This window comes from Microbacterium sp. SORGH_AS_0454 (genome assembly GCF_031453395.1).
In the GTDB taxonomy this organism is placed as follows: Bacteria; Actinomycetota; Actinomycetes; order Actinomycetales; family Microbacteriaceae; genus Microbacterium.
Genome location: NZ_JAVIYS010000001.1, coordinates 778,823 through 796,569, shown reverse-complemented (window position 1 = coordinate 796,569; position 17,747 = coordinate 778,823). Strand labels below are relative to the sequence as shown.

Annotated in this window: 17 protein-coding genes and 1 pseudogene; 10 read left to right on the top strand and 8 right to left on the bottom strand. The window is 71.3% G+C overall.

Going from position 1 to position 17,747, the window contains the following annotated elements:
- Positions 1–162: 162 nt before the first annotated feature.
- The 8 genes and pseudogenes from QE454_RS03750 to QE454_RS03720 all read right to left on the bottom strand — a co-directional run bounded on the left by QE454_RS03750 (position 163) and on the right by QE454_RS03720 (position 7,917).
- Positions 163–507 carry a LysR family transcriptional regulator gene (locus tag QE454_RS03750; RefSeq protein WP_210072800.1) on the bottom strand — a complete coding sequence of 115 codons (345 nt, stop codon included), beginning with the start codon at positions 505–507 and terminating at the stop codon, positions 163–165.
- A 118-nt stretch (positions 508–625) separates the two neighbouring features.
- A complete protein-coding gene (locus QE454_RS03745) occupies positions 626–2,179 on the bottom strand; it encodes a GMC family oxidoreductase (RefSeq protein WP_307458003.1) in 1,554 nt (517 codons plus the stop codon).
- Positions 2,176–3,093, bottom strand: a complete 918-nt coding sequence (locus QE454_RS03740; RefSeq protein ID WP_309668526.1) for an alpha/beta hydrolase — start codon at positions 3,091–3,093, stop codon at positions 2,176–2,178. The genes QE454_RS03745 and QE454_RS03740 overlap by 4 nt, the downstream gene beginning before the upstream one ends.
- 85 nt (positions 3,094–3,178) lie before the next feature.
- Positions 3,179–3,571: pseudogene (locus QE454_RS17230) on the bottom strand (alpha/beta fold hydrolase); the annotation flags it as partial.
- Between the two features lie 251 nt (positions 3,572–3,822).
- Positions 3,823–4,725 carry an SDR family oxidoreductase gene (locus QE454_RS03735; protein ID WP_307458008.1) on the bottom strand — a complete coding sequence of 301 codons (903 nt, stop codon included), beginning with the start codon at positions 4,723–4,725 and terminating at the stop codon, positions 3,823–3,825.
- Positions 4,726–4,793: 68 nt separating this feature from the next.
- Positions 4,794–5,789 (bottom strand): LacI family DNA-binding transcriptional regulator, encoded by a 996-nt coding sequence (locus tag QE454_RS03730; RefSeq protein WP_307458013.1) that lies wholly within the window; start codon positions 5,787–5,789, stop codon positions 4,794–4,796.
- Positions 5,790–5,911: 122 nt separating this feature from the next.
- A complete protein-coding gene (locus tag QE454_RS03725) occupies positions 5,912–7,066 on the bottom strand; it encodes a Gfo/Idh/MocA family protein (protein ID WP_307458017.1) in 1,155 nt (384 codons plus the stop codon).
- Positions 7,063–7,917, bottom strand: coding sequence for a class I fructose-bisphosphate aldolase (locus QE454_RS03720; protein ID WP_307458020.1), 855 nt, complete (start codon positions 7,915–7,917; stop codon positions 7,063–7,065). Before QE454_RS03720 ends, QE454_RS03725 begins: the two co-directional genes overlap by 4 nt.
- Positions 7,918–8,012: 95 nt before the next feature.
- On the opposite strand from QE454_RS03720, the gene QE454_RS03715 reads away from it, so the two are divergent.
- From QE454_RS03715 to QE454_RS03670, 10 genes are all read left to right on the top strand, one after another.
- Positions 8,013–9,038, top strand: a complete 1,026-nt coding sequence (locus QE454_RS03715; RefSeq protein WP_309668525.1) for an aldose 1-epimerase family protein — start codon at positions 8,013–8,015, stop codon at positions 9,036–9,038.
- Positions 9,039–9,128: 90 nt separating this feature from the next.
- The gene (locus QE454_RS03710; RefSeq protein ID WP_307458027.1) at positions 9,129–10,349 is read left to right on the top strand and encodes a LacI family DNA-binding transcriptional regulator; all 1,221 of its coding nucleotides are present in this window, start codon (positions 9,129–9,131) and stop codon (positions 10,347–10,349) included.
- Positions 10,346–11,383: a class I mannose-6-phosphate isomerase gene (locus QE454_RS03705; protein ID WP_307458030.1), complete on the top strand. Its 1,038-nt coding sequence runs from the start codon at positions 10,346–10,348 to the stop codon at positions 11,381–11,383. Before QE454_RS03710 ends, QE454_RS03705 begins: the two co-directional genes overlap by 4 nt.
- Complete coding sequence (locus QE454_RS03700; RefSeq protein WP_309668524.1) at positions 11,380–12,576, top strand: FGGY family carbohydrate kinase; 1,197 nt, start codon at positions 11,380–11,382, stop codon at positions 12,574–12,576. Before QE454_RS03705 ends, QE454_RS03700 begins: the two co-directional genes overlap by 4 nt.
- Before the next feature lie 17 nt (positions 12,577–12,593).
- Positions 12,594–12,776, top strand: a complete 183-nt coding sequence (locus QE454_RS03695) for a hypothetical protein (RefSeq protein WP_309668523.1) — start codon at positions 12,594–12,596, stop codon at positions 12,774–12,776.
- Positions 12,777–12,778: 2 nt separating this feature from the next.
- A complete protein-coding gene (locus tag QE454_RS03690) occupies positions 12,779–13,558 on the top strand; it encodes an ATP-binding cassette domain-containing protein (RefSeq protein ID WP_210072821.1) in 780 nt (259 codons plus the stop codon).
- Positions 13,555–14,637: an ABC transporter permease gene (locus QE454_RS03685; protein ID WP_267788172.1), complete on the top strand. Its 1,083-nt coding sequence runs from the start codon at positions 13,555–13,557 to the stop codon at positions 14,635–14,637. Before QE454_RS03690 ends, QE454_RS03685 begins: the two co-directional genes overlap by 4 nt.
- A gap of 42 nt (positions 14,638–14,679) precedes the next feature.
- Entirely contained in the window at positions 14,680–15,666 is a 987-nt protein-coding gene (locus QE454_RS03680; RefSeq protein ID WP_307458035.1) for an ABC transporter substrate-binding protein, read from the top strand.
- 213 nt (positions 15,667–15,879) lie between these two features.
- Positions 15,880–16,752: a class II fructose-bisphosphate aldolase gene (locus QE454_RS03675; RefSeq protein ID WP_307458039.1), complete on the top strand. Its 873-nt coding sequence runs from the start codon at positions 15,880–15,882 to the stop codon at positions 16,750–16,752.
- Positions 16,749–17,747 carry a 1-phosphofructokinase family hexose kinase gene (locus QE454_RS03670; RefSeq protein ID WP_307458042.1) on the top strand — a complete coding sequence of 333 codons (999 nt, stop codon included), beginning with the start codon at positions 16,749–16,751 and terminating at the stop codon, positions 17,745–17,747. Before QE454_RS03675 ends, QE454_RS03670 begins: the two co-directional genes overlap by 4 nt.

Genomic DNA, 17,747 nt, shown 5'->3' with positions numbered 1-17,747 from the left:
GACCGTGCCTTGGGGCAGCGGCCCCGGCCTACGATCCGAGGCGCGGGTGGGACGCCGCCGAGCCCGCCCGGAACTTGCGCGGAAACGCTTTCCGCGCCCAGAAACGCGTGCAGCACGTGTTTCTGGGCGGAGATCGCGTTTATGCGTGGGGAGTGGGCCGAGTCAGCGGCCTTGGCGCTTCTTGTAGGGCTTGGGCTCGCCCTTCACGATCGGGGCGCGGCCCTTGCCCTTGTTCGCCTTCGCTTTGCCGCCGCCGGGAGCCTTCTGCCGGGGCGCCGCGGGAGGAGCATCGGCGATGCGACGGTGGGCCTCCTCGAGCAGCAGCTCACCGGCCGGCAGCAGCCGCGTGGGCGCCGTGCGCTGCACGAGGGGTTGGCCGACCTCCTCCTCGAGCTTGTCGACGGTGGTGTAAAGCGAGGCGAGGGGGATACGCAGCTTGTCGGCCGCGCGCGGGAAGTGCAGCTCCTCTGCGAGGGCGGCGAACCGGACGAGGTGCTCGAGCTTCATGGCATCCATTCTCCCGTGTTGCGAGGTGCGGCGTTGAGTGTCCAGGACACGCCACCTCGCGCGGGGCGGAGGCGGCGTGTCCTGGACACTCGACGGGAGGGGACGACGGAGCCGCGGGTCAGGCGGCGGCCGCGGCGAGGAAGCGGTCGGCGGTGCGCAGCGACAGGGCCATGATCGTCAGCGCGGGGTTGGCCGCGATGGCGGAGGGGAAGACCGAGTTGTCGCAGATCCAGAGGTTCGGGATCTCGTGCGAGCGCCCGTCGGCGTCCACCACTCCGTCGGACGGGTCGTTCGACATGCGGCACGTGCCGATCGTGTGCGCGGTGCGGGCGAGGACCATGGTCTCGCGAGCCCCGGCGGCCTCCATCACCCGCAGCATGAACGCGGTGGCGTGCTTGTCGATCGCCTTCTCGTTCTCACCGGCGGTGAAGCTCACCCGAGCGCGGGGGATGCCGAACTCGTCGGTCTCGTCGACCAGCTCGAGCCTGTTGTCGTCCGACGGCAGGCAATCGGCGTTGATGCCGATACCGGCCATGAACCGTGACTGATCCAGCCGCTGCATGAGCTCGGGACCCCAGAGGCCGCCGCCGCGCACGAGCGTGGTCGAGAAGGTCAGGGGCATGACGCCGAGGCTCTGCACGAGGTAGCCGCCGGCGAAATCCGCATCGGCGGGACGCATCATGTCCTCGCTGATGAGCGACGAGGGGTATCCGCGGTGCCCGCGCACCGGCTCGTCGAACCGCCCCCACACCTGGGTGGCGCCGTGGGCGAGGAAGTTGCGGCCGACCTGGCCGTTGTCGTTCGCCAGGCCCGTGTGCAGCAGCAGGCGCGGCGTCTCGACGCCCCCACCGGCCAGGACGAGTGCGCGGCAGCGCTGGCGACGATCGACGCCGCCCTTGCGGTACACGACCGCCTCGACACGGCCGCGGGCGTCGAGCTCGATCCCGTGCACCATCGACTCGCTGCGGATCTCGGCACCGGCCGCGACCGCCGCGGGCAGATACGTGTTCGCGGTGGAGGCCTTGGCATCCACCCGGCATCCCTGGTGGCATTCGCCGCAGTTCACGCAGGCGCTGCGCTCGCCGTGGTGGTCTTGCAGCCGTGCCCGCGTCAGCACCGCCGCGGGCGCGTCGGCCCAGCGGACGCCGAGGGCCTCGCAGCCCTTCGCGACGAGATTCGCCGGGGCGTTGCGCTTCGCCGGGGCGTAGGCGTATCGGCGCGACGGATCCCAGGGGTACGGGGTCGGTCCGGACACACCGATGTCCCCCTCGACGCGCTCGACGTAGGAGAGCAGTTCGTCGGGGTCGACCGGCCAGTCACGGCCCACACCCGACTCGGTGCGCAGCGCGAGGTCGCGGCGATCCGGGCGCGGGGTGAACGCGCCCCAGTGCAGCATCGAGCCGCCGACGCCGCGTCCGCTGTTGTTCGGGCCGAAGGCCGTGGGGTCGTCGCCGCCGCTGAGTCGCTCCGACATCCAGTTGATCTCGACGGCCTCGGTCTCGTCGGGGGTGAGGTCGTCGAGCGAGAAGTGCCGCCCCGCCTCCAGAGCCACGACGGTGAGTCCCTTGCGCGCCAGCTCGGCGGTGAGGGGGGCGCCGCCGGCACCGGTTCCGACCACCACGACATCGACGATCTCGTCGTCGGTGTAGGTGCGCATCGCTTCGAGGTTCATGCCGCGTCTCCCGTCGCGATCGTGCCGCCGACGTTCGCCGGCTCCCAGTCTTCGCGGCGTCCGAGACGCAGCTCCACGTATCCGCGGATGGGTCTGCCGCCGGTGGCGAAGCCGTCGTACCCGACGCGCGCCATGCTCGCCGGGTGGGCGAGCCACTGTCGGACGAGGTCGTTGCGCACGTCTTCGAGCCAGGCCTTGAGCTGGGCGGCGTCGAAGGTGCCCTCGGCATCCGACTCGCCCTCGACGGCGGCGCGGAAGGTCTCGGCCCGCTCGGCGGGATCGGTGGGCCAGGTGGCGGCCAGCTGGTCGAGCCCGGTGCGGTACGCCTCGACGTCGACGGGCAGGTCGGCGTTGCGCCAGCCGTCCCCTTCGCCGCGGGCGAGCTGAGCGTCGACGCGTCCGGCGATGTCGATCGCCGGCCCGTCCTGCGGAACGACGAGGTCGGCGATCTCGCGCAGCAGGGTCAGCTGCGCCAGGTTCAGCGCCGCGGGAGCGTAACCGCGGTCGTCGGGCATGCCACGGCGGGCCAGGATGCCGCGGACCCGGTCGTCGACGCGATCGCCCGCGATCAGACGGGCCCAGTCCTCCGGCACCACGGGTCCGACCCGCACCTCGTCGGCGATGAAGCGGGAGATCGCCTCGGCCGCCTCGGCCGGGCGCTCCAGCGGGATCATGTGCCCCGTGTCGGGGAGGGCCGTGAACCGCGCGCGGGGGTAGACGGAGGCGAGCAGCTCGGGCTGGGCGGACGCGCCGAGATCGGCGTCGTCGGTGCCGGCGAGCACGAGCACGGGCAGGTCGAGCGTTTGCACCTCGACGGTCGCGTCGACGCGGCTCCCCGTCTCGAGCCACGCGCGCCACGCGGTGGGCGAGGTGCGGCGGAGGTCTGCGAGAGGCGAGCGAGTGCGCCCCGGCATCGAGGGGTTCGGCCGTGTTCTGGTCGATGAAGGTCTCGGCGTCGTGCTCGGAGATGGCTCCTTCGTCGACCCACGAGAGCATCCGCTCACGACGCTCCTCGTCCATGGGTTCGGGGCGTGGCGGGGAGGGCGCCATCAGCACCATGCCGCGCAGCCCGAAGAGAGGGGCCTCGCCGCGGAGCACGCGGGCTGCGACCAGAGCGGCGATCTTGCCGCCCATGCTATGGCCGCCGAGCATCCACGGACCGTTCGCGTGCTCGGAAAGGTGCCGGATGACGTGGTCGACGGTCTCGTCGAGCGTGGCGTCAGGGGCGCTCGCGGCGGAGCCGAAACCGGGCAGGTCGATGCCCTGCACGCGCACGTCGCCCGCGAGCTCGTCGGCGAGACGGTCGAAGGATCCGGAGCTGGCCCCCAGCGCGTGCAGCAGGTACAGGGTGAGGGGTGCCCCGTCTGTGGCGGGAGCGGATTCGGTGGGCATGCACTCACGCTCGCTTACGAGAGGGGCCGCGGAGGGTCGCTTGCGCAACGGCACGATTTGCGCAAGCACCGCGACGGGACGATCGGCGGTGCGGGGACCGCGTACCGAACTCCTGAGAAGCGGCAGCCCTCGCCGCGTGGTGCGGGGCCGCCACCCGGTATGCGAGGTCGGGCCGCGCGGACCTCAGGAGATTCGCACACGACGATCGCCCCGTCCGCACGCGGCGGGCCGGGGCGATCGGGGCGCGCGGGTTACGGCGTGACCATGCCGCCGTTGACGTTCAGGGTCTCGCCCGAGACGTAGCTCGACTCCGCAGAGGCGAGGAAGACGAACGCCGGCGCGATCTCAGCGGGCTGACCGGCGCGCTGGTAGGTGCTCTCGTCGTCGAAGTGCTCCATCTGATCGTCGGAGACACCCTGGCTCACCTGCAGGGCCGACCAGGTGGGCCCGGGTGCGACGACGTTGACCCGGATGCCGCGCGAGGCGAGCTGCTGCGCGAGTCCCTTCGACAGGTTGTTGATCGCGGCCTTCGTCGCGGCGTAGTCGAGGCGGTCGGGCGCGGGCACGTAGGCCTCGAGCGAGGCGGTGTTGATGATCGTGCCGCCCTCGGGAAGGTGGGCGAGCGCCGCCTTGGTGATCCAGAACGGAGCGAAGACGTTCGTACGGAAGGTCTGCTCGAACTGCTCGTCGGAGAGGTCGTCGACCTTCTCGACCATCACCTGCTTGCCCGCGTTGTTCACGACGATGTCGAGGCCGCCGAGCGCCTCGGCGGTGCGGGCGACGAGCTCGCGGCACGCGGCGGGATCGGTGATGTCGGTCGCGATCGAGACGCCGGTGCGGCCGGCATCCCGGATCTGCTCGAGGATGTGGTCGGCGTCGCGCTGCTCGTCGGGCAGGTGCACGATCGCCACGTCGGCTCCCTCGCGGGCGAACGCGATCGCCACGGCGCCGCCGATGCCGGAGTCGCCGCCGGTGATGAGGGCCTTGCGGCCGACCAGGCGGCCGAGTCCGCGGTAGGTCTTCTCGCCCAGGTCGGGCACCGGTGTCATATCCGCTTGGACGCCGGGCTCGGGCTGGTGCTGCACGGGCGGCTCGACGCGCGCGTAACGAGTGACGGGATTGTCGAAGGTGAACTGATCGCGATCGGAACTCATGCGTCGACGCTATGCAGGACGGGCTCCGCGGTGCGCGGCCTTGACGGGAGAGTGGATGCCGTCCAGGCTCAGCTCACTCCGCCCCGGTCGACGAGACGCGTCGGCACGAGGTGCGTGTGAGAGCCCGTCGCGGGGTCGGCTCCCCGCGCCAGCAGCGTCTCGGCGGCGCGCGTGCCGAGCTCCGTCACGTCGTAGTCGACGATGCGGATGCGGCGGGGGAGCAGGCGGGAGAGCTCGAAGTCGTCGAAGCCGGCGATGGCGACCTCGGCGCCGCGGGGCAGGATCGCCTCGAGGGCTCCGATCGTGACGCGGTTGTTCGCGCAGAAGACCGCCGTGGGCGGGTCGGCGGAGTCGAGGAGCCGGTGCACTGCGTCACGGGTGACGGCGGGGGTGTGCAACCCGTCGACGACCAGGGCGGGGTCGAGCGTGAGACCCGCGGCGGCGAAGGCCTCGCGTGCTCCGGCGAGGCGCTCGACCATCGTGTAGATCTCGGCGGAGTCGAGCAGGACGGCGACACGGCGGTGCCCGCTCTCGAGCAGCTCGGCGACGGCTGAGCGAGACCCGCCGCGGTTGTCGAGCAGGATCGCGTCGGCGGGGACGCCGCTGCCGGGACGGTCGAGGAAGACCACCGGCGTTCCCAGCTCCACCTCGCGGGAGAGGTAGGAGTGGTCGGCCGCGGTCGGGACGACGATGAGGCCGCCGATCTGGCGCTGGCACAGATCGAGGGCGAGGGTGCGTTCGAGATCGGCGTCTTCTTCGCTGGATGCCATGACCAGGTGCATGCGCTCGCGCGTGGCGATCGCGGAGACGGCGGCGGCGATCGCCATGTAGAACGTGTTCGAGAGGTCGGCGGCGACGAAACCGATCGTGTCGCGGTTGCCCGATCGCAGGCTGGCGGCGAGGGAGTTGCGGTGGTAGCCGAGCCGGCCGACCGATGCGAGCACTCGCTCGATCATGGCGGGGTCGACGTTCGGCTCCCCGTTGACCACGCGCGAGACGGTCTTCAGGCTCACCCCGGCGTCGGCGGCGACGTCGATCATGGTGGGCCGGCCGGTCTTGCGCATGCGTCTCCTCGGGTGGTGCCGCGCGGGGTCGGCACCCTTCGAGCATACGGATACCGCCGGTGGCGCCGGAGAACGCGGAAGAGGGGGTGTCCGCACGCGGCGGGCACCCCCTCTTTCCGTCGTCACGCCTCGGGCGTGACCTGCGCACCCGTCTCGTGCGAGGCGATCGCCGCGGCGAAGAGGCGGTGGGTCAACGCGGCCTCTTCGGGGCGGACGCAGCCGAACCCGTCGTCGAGCTCACCGACGAACTCGGCGAGGAAGGCCGCCCACATCTGCAGGATGGCATCCGAGAACCCCGACTCGAAGTTCGGGCCCGTCACCGTCGGCCACACCGACTGGCTGCCCGCGTCGATGCTCTGCCAACTCTGCTCGCGGCCGATCCCGGGAACGTCGACGAAGGCGAACACCTCGACGCGCTTGGGGTTCTTGGTGCTGAAGCGCACGCCGCCCGACATGCCGATGGCTTCGAACTCCCACGTGTTCTTCTGCCCGGGCGCGATGCGCTTGGTCTCGGTGGTGAGGGGGAACGGGGCGCCGTCGTGGCGCGCCCACGAGTGGATGACCGCGTTGTCCCAGGTGTCGCAGGGCTGGAGCGTGCCGTCGGGGCCGGGGCGCTCGGTGACGATGTCCTGCAGGATGCCGACGACCTTCTCGGGCGTCCATCCCAGGCGCAGCGGCACGTGCCACGTGTGCATGCCGAGGTCGTTGAGCACACCGGCGTCGCCGCAGAACTGCTTCTGCCGCTTCCAGTTGAGGGGCTTGTTCACGTCGATATCGCTCGAGTGCAGGAACGTGCATTTCGCCTCGACGATGCGGCCCAGCGCGCCCGAGCGGACGTAATCGACCGCCCACTGCGCGCCGGGGAAGAACGGCATCTCGCTCGAGACGCGGACGAACGACCCGGGCGTCTCGTCGATCGCCGCGACCACCGCGTCGGCGGCCGCGCGGTCGATCCCAAAGGGCTTCTCGGCCAGCAGGGCCTTGCCCGCGCGGACGGTGTCGACGTAGAGCCGCTCGTGCAGATCGTGTCGCACGGCGATGTACACGACGTCGACGCGCGGGTCGGCGAGGAGCTCGTGGTGGTCGGTCGTGGTGAGCTGCACCGTGTCGATGCGCTCGAAGAACGACAGCGCCGCCGGGTTGATGTCGCAGACCGCGACGAGCTCGGGCTCGGCGGGGTGGTCGATGAGAGCGGGCCAGCGGCGAAGCGCCGCGGCGATCTCGCGCCCCATGAGGCCGCCGCCGATGATGCCGACGCCGATCTTCCTGCCGGTCATGCGCGGTCTCCTTCGTCGGTGCCGCCGATGAGGGCGAGGGCCTCGTCGACCGAGGCGTCGTCGTGCACCACGGCCATGAGGGCCGCGGTGATGCCGGCCGGGTCGCGGTGCTGGATGACGTTGCGACCGTAGACGATGCCGCGAGCACCCTGCTCGAGCACCGCCTTCGTGCGCTCGAGAAGCGTGCGGTCGTCGACCCGACCCCCGCCGCGCACCAGCAGGGGGGTGTCGCCGGCGGCCTGGATGACCCGGTGGTACTCGGTGATGTCGTCGGTGGGGTCGGCCTTGATGAGGTCGGCACCGAGCTCGCGCGCCTGGCGGACGAGGGTGACGACCTTGGCGGTGTCGCCGTCGACGCCGTAGCCGCCGGTGCCGGGCTTGGTCTGCATGACGAGAGGCTCGATCATGAGCGGCATCCCGTACTTCTCGGCGTCGCTGCGCAGGGCGAGGATCGAGCGGATGCACTGCTCGCGCACCTGCGGTTCGCCGGGCAGATCGAGCAGGTTCACGCACACGGCGACGGCGTCGAGGCGGACGGCGACCTCGATGGCATCCGGGACGTGGATGCTGTGCAGCGGCGTCTCGAGCGGGTCGCCGTAGACGTTGGCGATGTCGGTGCGCAGCACGAGTCCGGGCTTCTGCTTGCCGGGGACCGACTGCAGCAGCGGCGCCTGGCCGAGCGTGAGCTGCACGGCGTCGGGACCGGCGTCGACGAGGGTCGCGACGGTCTTCGCCATGTCTTCGATGCCGGTGAGGAACGAGTGTTCGTGGAAGGCGCCGTGGTCGACGGCGACGTCGAGGGCGCGGCCGGAGCGCGCGTTGAAGAGGCGGTTGAGGCGGGGTTTCGACATGGGGTGTGGGTCTCCGAAGTGTCGTGTCGGGGCGCGGCTCTGCGCTCGACGGTCAGTATGCGGGGCGCAAGACAACGTTGTCAATCACTGCTAGCGTGAGCCGCGTCACGGCAAGGAAGGCGGGGCTCATGGGCGAGCTGTACGGGCGGTCGATCGAAGGCGCGCGACGGCGCGTGGGTTCTGCCACGGCCCTGGCGGCCGTGGAGGCGTCGGTGCGCACGGATGGGCCGGATGCCGGAACCCGGCGCCTGCGGCTCATCGCCGGCGATCTGGACGTCGAGCTGCTTCCCGACCGCGGGCTCGATCTCGGCCAGGTGCGACACCGCGGCGTGCCTCTGGCGTGGGTCTCGCCCACCGGTTGGCCGCGCCCGGGGGCGAGCGGTTTCGGCGCGGCGTTCGGCGGCGGTCTCGTGACCACCTGCGGGCTGCTCTCGTTCGGCCCGCCGTCGGTCGACGTCGAGGGGGAGCATCCGCAGCACGGTCGTTACAGCGGGCTCTCGGCATCCGTCGTCCGGGCCGAGGCGGGGCATGACGCCGTGGTCGTCGAGGCCGTGGTGGTCGAGGCGACCGTTCTCGGCGCGCACCTCGAGCTGCGGCGGAGCGTGCGGCTGCCGCTCGGCGAGGGGCGCATCGAACTGCGCGACGAGATCGTGAACCGCGGCTCGCGCGAGGTCGAACCCATGGTGCTGTACCACGTGAACCTCGGCTGGCCGCTGGTGGACGCGGGCACGGTCCTGCGCTCGCCGGCGGAGAGCGTGCGCGCGCGCGACGTCGCCGCGGAGGCGGGGTTGTCGTCGTGGGCGGAGTTCCCCGAACCGTCGGCGCGCTATCCCGAGCAGGTGTTCGCGCACGAACTGCCGACCGATCGCCGCGTGAGCGCCGAGGTGGTCGCGGCGTCGGGGTTCGGCATCCGGATCTCGTTCGACACCGCCCGGTTGCCGGGGATGTTCCAGTGGCGGGTCGCCCAGGAGGGCGGGGTGGTGCTCGGGGTGGAGCCGGCCACGGCGCCGACGATCCTGGGTCGAGGTGATGCGCGAGCGCGCGGGCTGCTGCGTCCGCTCGCGCCGGGCGCATCGTGGGAGCTCGGTCTCGACATCGATGTCATCGAGATCCATCCGTGACTTGACAACGTTGTCCCGTCGGGCTCATGCTGTCTCCATCGAGGCCCGCCCCAGGGTTCCCTCCCGAATGACAACGATGTCGGAGATGCGATGACGCACGATGAGCGACGGACCGTGACCGCGGTCGCCGAGGCCGCGACGGCCCGCCCGCGCGCTCGGCTCATCGACGTCGCGACGGCAGCGGGCGTGAGCCCCAAGACCGTGTCGCGCGTCATCAACGACGAAGCCGGAGTCCTGCCCGGAACCCGCGACCGCGTGCTGCAGATGGTGCGCGATCTGGGCTTCGTCCCCGACCGCAGCGCCCGCGAGCTCAAGCGTCGCGAGGCCGACACGATCGGCATCCTGATCGATGCGATCAGCGATCCGTTCTTCGCCGCCTTCGTGAGCGTGGTCGAAGAGCTCGCGATCGCCGAGGGCCTGAGCGTGATCTTCGCCAGCACCGGCTACGACGCGGCGCGTGAGACGGCCCAGCTCGACCGCTTGACCGGCCACCGTCTCGCCGGCCTCATCGTGGCGCCGGTCGCGGTCCCCGCCGCGGTCCTCGCGGGACTGCGCCACCGCTGCCCCGTGGTGACCGTCGACCGCGTGCGCTCCGGGATCGACTCCATCGTCATCGACGACTTCGGGGCCGCGGCCGAGGCCACCGCCGCCCTGCTCTCGCACGGCCACCGTCGCGTCGCCTTCATGGGCGAGGACGTGCCGTACCCCACGGTCAGCGACCGCCTCGCCGGGTATCGTTCGGCGCTCGAGGCGGCGGGCGTGGCGTTCGATCCCTCGCTCGTCGTCACCGACGAGCGATTCCGTGCGGGAGAGGCCGCCGAAGCCTCGCTCCTGCTCGGGCGCCTCGACGCTCCCACCGCACTGCTGTGCGCGACGAGCCTCGCCGCGATCGCGACCGTTCGGGCGATCCGTGCGCGCGGACTCCGGATGCCGGCGCTCATCTCGTTCGGCGACTTCACCCTCGCCGAGGTGCTCGAACCCGGCATCACCTACGTCGACCACGACCCCCGCCTGCTCGGCGCGGCGGCCTTCCGGCGCCTGCGTCACCTGGCCCTGCACGCCCACGACGCCCCGACCCGCACGGTCGTGCCCACGCGCCTCGTGCCCCGGGGCTCGGGCGAGGTGCCCTTCGCCGAGTCGGATGAGCGCAGCGGAATCGGATCCGTCTCGGCATCCGCTCCGCTCCTGCTGCATCCGTCCGATTCCGTGGCCGCGGAGTGCACGTCCCCCGCGGCGGCCGCCCTCGTCCACCCCGAGCCGTCCGGCGCTGTCGCCGTCCCGGCCGCAGCCACCCTGGGAGCCCCCTCATGAAGCCCGTCCTGCTGCCCCCCAACCCCGTGCAGCACTTCTACCTCGGCGGCGACCGCATCGCGGCGCTGCGGGGCATCGTCCCCGAGACCGACCGGCAGCCCGAGGAGTGGCTCGGATCGACCGTGTCGCGCTTCGGCTCCGACACGGTCGGTCTCGCCGTCACCGACGGCGGCGACTTCCTGCGCGACCTCGTCACCGCCGATCGCGCCTCGTGGGTGGGAGCGCGCGGGGGGCGGGATGCCGCCGACCTCGGCATCCTGGTCAAGCTCCTCGACGCGCGGCAGCGGCTTCCCGTCCACGTGCATCCGGGTCGGGAGTTCGCCACCGCGCACCTGGACTGCCCGTACGGCAAGACCGAGGCCTGGTACGTGCTCGAGACCGAGGACGACTGCGCCGTGCACGTCGGCTGGAACCAGGCCGTCGACCGCGACGAACTGGACCGTCGCCGCGACGCGCAGGACAGCGAGTGGATGCTCTCGCGCATGAATCGCGTGGTCGTGCGCCCCGGCATGGGCGTGCTCGTTCCCGCCGGCACCGTGCATGCGATCGACGGAGGCATCTTCGTCGCCGAGGTGCAGGAGCCGACCGACTTCTCGATCCTGCTGGAGTGGTCGGTCACGACCTCGACGCGCGAGGAGTCGCACCTCGACCTCGGCTTCGACGCCGTCATGCCCTCGGTCTCGACCGAGAAGCTGGATGCCGAGACCCTCGATGCCCTGATCAGCACGACGGGCACGACGCCGGCGGGGGCGGACTTCCGCTCGCTGCTGCCCGCGGTCGCCGACCCCTACTTCCGCCTCTTCGACGCGGCGGGGGAGACCGCGGTGCGCGACGCCGGTTTCGCGGTGGTGCTGGTGCGCGAGGGATCCGGCGCGCTGGTGTCGGACGCCGGATCGATTGACATCGAGCGCGGTCAGGTCTACGCCGTGCCGTACGCCTTCGGCGCCTGGCGCCTGTCCGGCGAGGCGGAGGTCCTCATCGCCGCTCCCGGCGCCGGCTGGCCCGGCACCCTCCGCGGAGGTGAGGTGCGATGAGCGACTACGTCGTCGGCGTCGACATGGGCAGCACCAGCACGAAGCTGCTCGTCGCCACCCCCGAGGGGCGCCAGGTGCTCGTGGTGAGCCGCCCCTCGCCCTGGACCAACCTCGACCACGGTCGGGCCGAGATGCCCGCCCACCGCGCGATCGCCCTCGTTCGCGAGCTCGCCGCCGAGGCCGACGCCCGTCTCGGCGAGGGCTACCGCGTCCTCGCGCTCGGCGTCTCGGGCATGGCCGAGGCGGGGGTGCTGCTGGATGCCGCAGGCACCGCGCTCGCGCCGATCATGGCCTGGTTCGACCCTCGGGGTGCCGCCCAGATCGTCGCGACGCCCGAGGAGTTCCGCGCCGAGTTTCCCGGTCGTACCGGCTTGCCGGTGGGGCCGCTGGCCTCCATCGCCAAACTCCTGCACCTGCGCGACAGCGGGATCGAGCTCGCGGGGACGACGTTCCTCAACGTCCCCGAGTTCGTCGTGCACGCCCTCGGCGGCCCGCGGGTGGCCGAGTACTCGCTCGTCTCGCGCACCGGTCTCATCGACCAGGACGACAGCACCCCGTGGCAGGCCGCCCTCGACGTGCTGGGCGTCGACGAGTCGATCCTCGGTGCCCGCGTGAGCGCCGGAGAGGCCGTCGGCGTGCTGACCGACGACACGATGCCGGCGGGCTTCCGAGGCGCGGTCCTCACCATCGCCGGCCACGACCACCTGGTGTCCGCCGTCGCCGTCGGAGCCACGCACACCGGCCAGCTCTACGACTCCATGGGTACGGCCGAGGCCCTCGTGCGCGTGCTCGACGACACCCTCCCCTTCGCCGCGCGCGAGCGCCTCGCCCACGCCGGCATCAACTGCGTGCGCCACGTCATCCCGGGCAAGTACGTGCTGCTCGCGGGGACGAAGTCGGGCCTGCTCATGCGTCGCGTGCTCCAGCTGCTCGGGATCACGGATGCCACGGGCCGCGCGGTCGTCGATGAGGCCGCCCTCGCCCTTCCCGTCGACGGAACGCTCGCCGATGGGGGCCTCGAGGTTGCGGGTGCTCGCAACGACGACGGTGTTCTCAAGATCGTCGCCCAGAGCGACGGGCTCAGCCCCGCCGAACTGTTCGCGGCGAGCCTGCGCCACGGCAACGACATGCTCGCCGAGTGCATGGCGGCGATGGACCGCGAGGTGGCCCCGCCGACCTCGACGGTGTGCTGACCGGGGGCTGGTCGACCATGGCATCCGTCGTCCGCTCGCGTTCGGCGCTGCTGCCCGAGGTCACCGTCTCGACCCACGACGAGGGCACGGCCTACGGGGCGGCGCTGTTCGCCGCCTTCGCCGCCTCGACGGAATCGTTCGACACGGTCGCCTCGACCTTCCTGTCTTCGTCCCTCATCCTCACCAACGAAAGGAGCTGACGATGTCGTCAGTCACAACGGCCGTCCCGGTGCTGCAAGCACGCGGTCTCTCGCGTCAGTTCGGTCACGTCCGAGCCCTCAACAACGTGGACTTCGAGGTCTACCCCGGTGAGGTCACCGCGTTGATCGGCGACAACGGCGCCGGCAAATCCACCCTCGTGAAGGCCCTCTCGGGCAACCTCGCGGTCGACGAGGGCGAGATCCTCTTCGACGGCAAGCCGATCGAGATGAGCAACCCGCAGATCGCATCGTCACTGGGAATCGAGACGGTCTATCAGGACCTCGCTCTCGCTCCCCACCTCGACCCCGTGCAGAACATGTACCTCGGCCGCGAGATCCGCCGCCCCGGCCTCGCCGGAGCCCTCGGGTTCATGAAGACGAAGGACATGGCCGTGGCCTCGCGGGCCGCGTTCGACGAGCTCGGCGCCACCGTCCGCTCGCTCTCTTCGCCGGTGGGGGAGATGTCGGGCGGTCAGCGTCAGGCGATCGCGATCGCCCGCGCCGTGCACTGGGCCGGACGCCTCGTCTTCCTCGACGAACCGACCGCGGCCCTCGGTGTGCGTCAGACCAAGAACGTCCTCGAGACCATCCGGCGCGTGCGCGACAAGGGCATCGCGGTGGTCCTGATCTCGCACTCCATGCCGCACGTGATGGAGGTCTGCGATCGCATCCAGGTGCTGCGCCTGGGCACCCGCGTCGCGAACGTCGACGCGAAGAACACCTCCATGGAAGAACTCGTCGGGCTCATGACCGGCGCCGTCACGAAGGACGACTCCAAATGAGTACTCGGACACCCCCTACCGAGACCGTGGCCATCGGCACGTTCGAGGAGAACAAGCCCCGCTTCTTCACGGGACTGCTCAAGGCGCAGGCCTTCCAGATCCTGATCATCCTCATCGTCATCGTGCTGATCTTCAGCGCCCTGGCGCCGGACTCGTTCGCGCAGTGGTCGAACTTCCGCCTCATCATCCAGAACGCCTCGATCCTCGCGGTCCTGGGCGTCGGGATGACGTACATCATCATCACCTCGGGCATCGATCTCTCCATCGGCTCGGTGCTGGTGTTCTCGGGCGTCGTCTCGGCCCTGACGATGCGCGCACTCGGCGGTGAGGGCTGGGGCGTGGCGACCATCGGCATCCTGGTCTCGATCCTCAGCGGCGTGTGCTGGGGCCTGTTGAACGGCTTCCTCATCGCCAAGGCCAAGATCCCGCCGCTCATCGTCACGCTGGGTTCGCTCGGTATGGCGCTCGGTCTCGCGCAGATCCTCACCGGCGGCGTCGACATCCGCGACGTGCCGACCGTGCTGACGGTCTCGATCGGATACGGCAATGTCTTCGGGTCGCTCCCGATCATCAGCGTCATCGCGCTCGTGGTCGTGGTGATCGGCGCCGTCGTGCTGCACTTCACGAAGTTCGGGCTCTACACCTACGCCGTCGGCTCGAGCGAACTGGCCGCCCGCCGCGTGGGCGTGAAGGTCGACCGCCACCTGATCTCGGTCTACACGCTGTCGGGCGCTCTCGCGGGTCTCGCCGGCATCCTGGCGCTGTCGCAGTTCTCGACGACCGCCATCGCCGGTCAGTCGCAGACCAACCTCAACGTGATCGCGGCCGTCGTGATCGGTGGCACCTCGCTGTTCGGCGGCGTCGGCACGATCTTCGGCACCGTGGTCGGCCTCTTCATCCCCGCCGTCCTGCAGAACGGCTTCGTCATCACCGGCGTGCAGCCCTTCTGGCAGCAGGTCGCGGTGGGCGCGGTGCTCATCACCGCCGTCTACGTCGACCAGGTGCGCCGCACCGCCGCGACCCGCGGCAACACCCAGAGCCTCTGGCGCAAGTTCGTCAGCGGAGGACGCCGCGGCTGAGGCCCGGCATCCGAATCCCACCAAGAGAGAACGGTCATCACAATGCAGTGGAACAACAAGGTTCTCGCGTTCGCCACCCTCGGCGCCGCAGCCACCCTCGTACTCGCCGGGTGTTCCGGCGGCTCCTCGTCGGGCTCCGCCTCGGGCGGAGACGGCGGGTACAAGATCGCGTTCGTGCAGGGCGTCGCCGGAGATGAGTTCTACATCTCGATGCAGTGCGGCATTCAGGACGAGGCCGCCAAGGAAGGCGCCACCGTCACCACCCAGGGCCCCGAGAAGTTCGACCCCACCCTGCAGAAGCCGATCGTCGACGCCGTGGTCGCATCGAAGCCCGATGCGCTGCTGATCGCCCCCACGGATGTGTCGGCCATGCAGGCGCCGATCGCTGCGGCCGAGGCCGCCGGGATCAAGGTCGTCCTCGTCGACACGACGCTGGAAGACCCGTCCGGTGCGGTCTCGCAGATCTCGAGCGACAACGAGGGCGGCGGGGCTGCCGCGTTCAAGGCGATCCAGGATGCCAACCCCAACGGGGGCAAGGTGCTCGTCGTGTCGGTCGACCCCGGCATCTCGACCACGGACGCCCGAGCGAAGGGCTTCGAAGACGCCGTCGCAAAGGACAGCAAGTTCGAGTCGGTGGGTGTGCAGTACTCGCACAACGAGCCGTCGACGGCCGCCGAGATCGTGACGGCGGCGCTGCAGAAGGACCCCGACATCGTCGGTATCTTCGCCGCCAACCTGTTCGCCGCCGAGGGCTCCGCCACCGGCGTCCAGCAGGCCGGCAAGCAGGGTGCGGTCACCATCGTCGGCTTCGACGCCGGTCCCGCCCAGGTCAAGGCCCTCGAAGCCGGCACCGTCCAGGCCCTCGTCGCCCAGGAGCCCGCCACCATCGGCGAAGACGGCGTCAAGCAGGCCATCGCCGCCCTCAAGGGCGAAACCACCGAAGCCAAGATCCAGACCGGCTTCACCATCCTCACGAAGGACAACATCACCACCGACGGCAAGGACGCGGTCTACAAGTCCAGCTGCTGATCCACCCGGATGCCGGGCCCTCACGCCGACGCGGGGGTCCCGGCATCCACCCCCCCGTCAGACGCCTCAGGGGGTCAGGACTCCTCGCTGTCCAGACACTCACGTTCGGGCCCCTCGTCCTGTCGTGAGGGGCCAAGAACTGTCGCCGCGGGATGTACCAGGCGACAGAGAACGACCCCTCACGCGGAGGGGCGACCCGAGAGAGAGACCGCCGTGCCGCTGGCCGCCATGCCCGAACTGCTCGCCGCGCACCGCGCGGTCGGAGCCTTCAACTTCATCACCCTCGAGGTCGCCGAGGCCATCGTCGCCGGGGCCGAGGCCGCCGGGTCGGGCGTGATCCTCCAGCTCTCGCAGAACGCCATCGCGTTCCACGGCGGCATCGCTCCCGCGGGAGCCGCCGCTCTGCGACTGGCAGACGCCGCGTCCGTGCCGGTCGTCGTGCACCTCGACCACGCCACCGACGAGCCGCTCGTCGACGAGGCGTTGGCGGTCGGGATCCGGTCGGTGATGTTCGACGCCGCCCATCTGACGGATGCCGAGAACCTCGAGCGCACCGCCGCCGTCGCCGCCCGTGCGCACGCCGCGGGAGCCTGGGTCGAGGCCGAGCTCGGCGAGATCGGCGGCAAGGGCGCCCACGCCCCGGGCGTACGGACCGACGTCGCCGAGGCCGCGCGATTCGTCGAGGCCACCGGGGTCGACGCCCTGGCCGTGGCCGTCGGCAGCGAGCACGCGATGCGCGAACGCAGCGCCCTGCTCGATGAGACCCTCATCGCGGAACTCGCCGCGGCCCTGCCCGTGCCTCTCGTCCTGCACGGCTCCAGCGGGGTCGCCGACGCCGGGATTGACGGCGCCGTGCGCGCGGGCATGCGCAAGATCAACATCGGCACGCACCTGAACACCGTGCTGACCGCGGCCGTGCGCGACGAGCTCGAGCGGGATCCGGATGCCATCGACCCCCGCCGCTGGCTCGCCCCGGGGCGCGCGGCGGTCGCCGCGGAGGTGCGGCGCCTGCTCGACGTCATCACCGGGCGCGTCGTGACCGGCGTCGACGGTACCGGTCTCGACGCCGCGGGGATCCGCGCGTGAGCGGCATCGTCACGCTGACCGCCGCGGGGGCGATCGATGCCACCTACCGCGTCGGCACCCTGCGCCGCGGCGCTTTCACCCGCGCCGACAGCTACACCCGTGAGGTGAGCGGCAAGGGCGTCAACGTTTCGGCCGCCCTCGCCGCGGGAGGAGCCCGCACCGCCGCCGTGGTCGTGCTCGGTGCCGACGACGTGCGCTTCGCCCGGTGCGGACTCACCGCCCCGCTGCTGCGCATCGTGGAAGTGCCCGGCGCCACCCGCGTGAACACCTCGATCATCGACGCCGAGGGCGCGACCACCAAGGTCAACGCGCCCACTCCGCCGCTGTCGTCGGGGGCCTGGGCGGCCACACTCGCGGCGCTGCGCGAAGAGCTGGCCCTCCACACCGCCACGTGGCTCGTGATCTCGGGGAGCCTGCCGAAGCTCTCGGGATCCGAAGAGCTGGTCGAGCTGGCAGCCGTCCGCGCGGCCGCTGAGGAACACGGTGCGCGGGTCGCGGTCGACACGAGCGGGCCGGCGCTCGACGCGCTCCTCGCCGAGCCCGCGGGCATCGACCTGCTCACCCCGAACGCCGAAGAGCTGTCCGCCGCGGTGGGGCGCCCCCTCGCCACACTCGGCGAGGTCATCGCCGCCGCCCGGGAGATCGTCGAGCGCGGTGTCACCACGGTGCTCGCGAGCCTCGGCGCCGACGGCCTCGTCGCCGTGACCGCCGACCGCGCCGTGTTCGCGCGGGCCGATGCCCCCTTCGTCGCCAACACCGCGGGAGCGGGCGATGCCGCCCTCGCCGGCTTCCTCCTCGGGCTGACGCGCGAAGCCACCGCCACCGCCGCGGGAGACGACCCCCTCGCCGTCGCCGCCGCGTCGGCGGCCGAGTGGGGAGCGCACGCCGTCGCGCACGCCTCGACCCTGGTCGCGGGACCGCCGCACGGCATCCGGGCTCTCGTCGAAACCGATCCGGACCTGACGCGGGTCCTCACTCCGGAGGGCGAGGAGTGA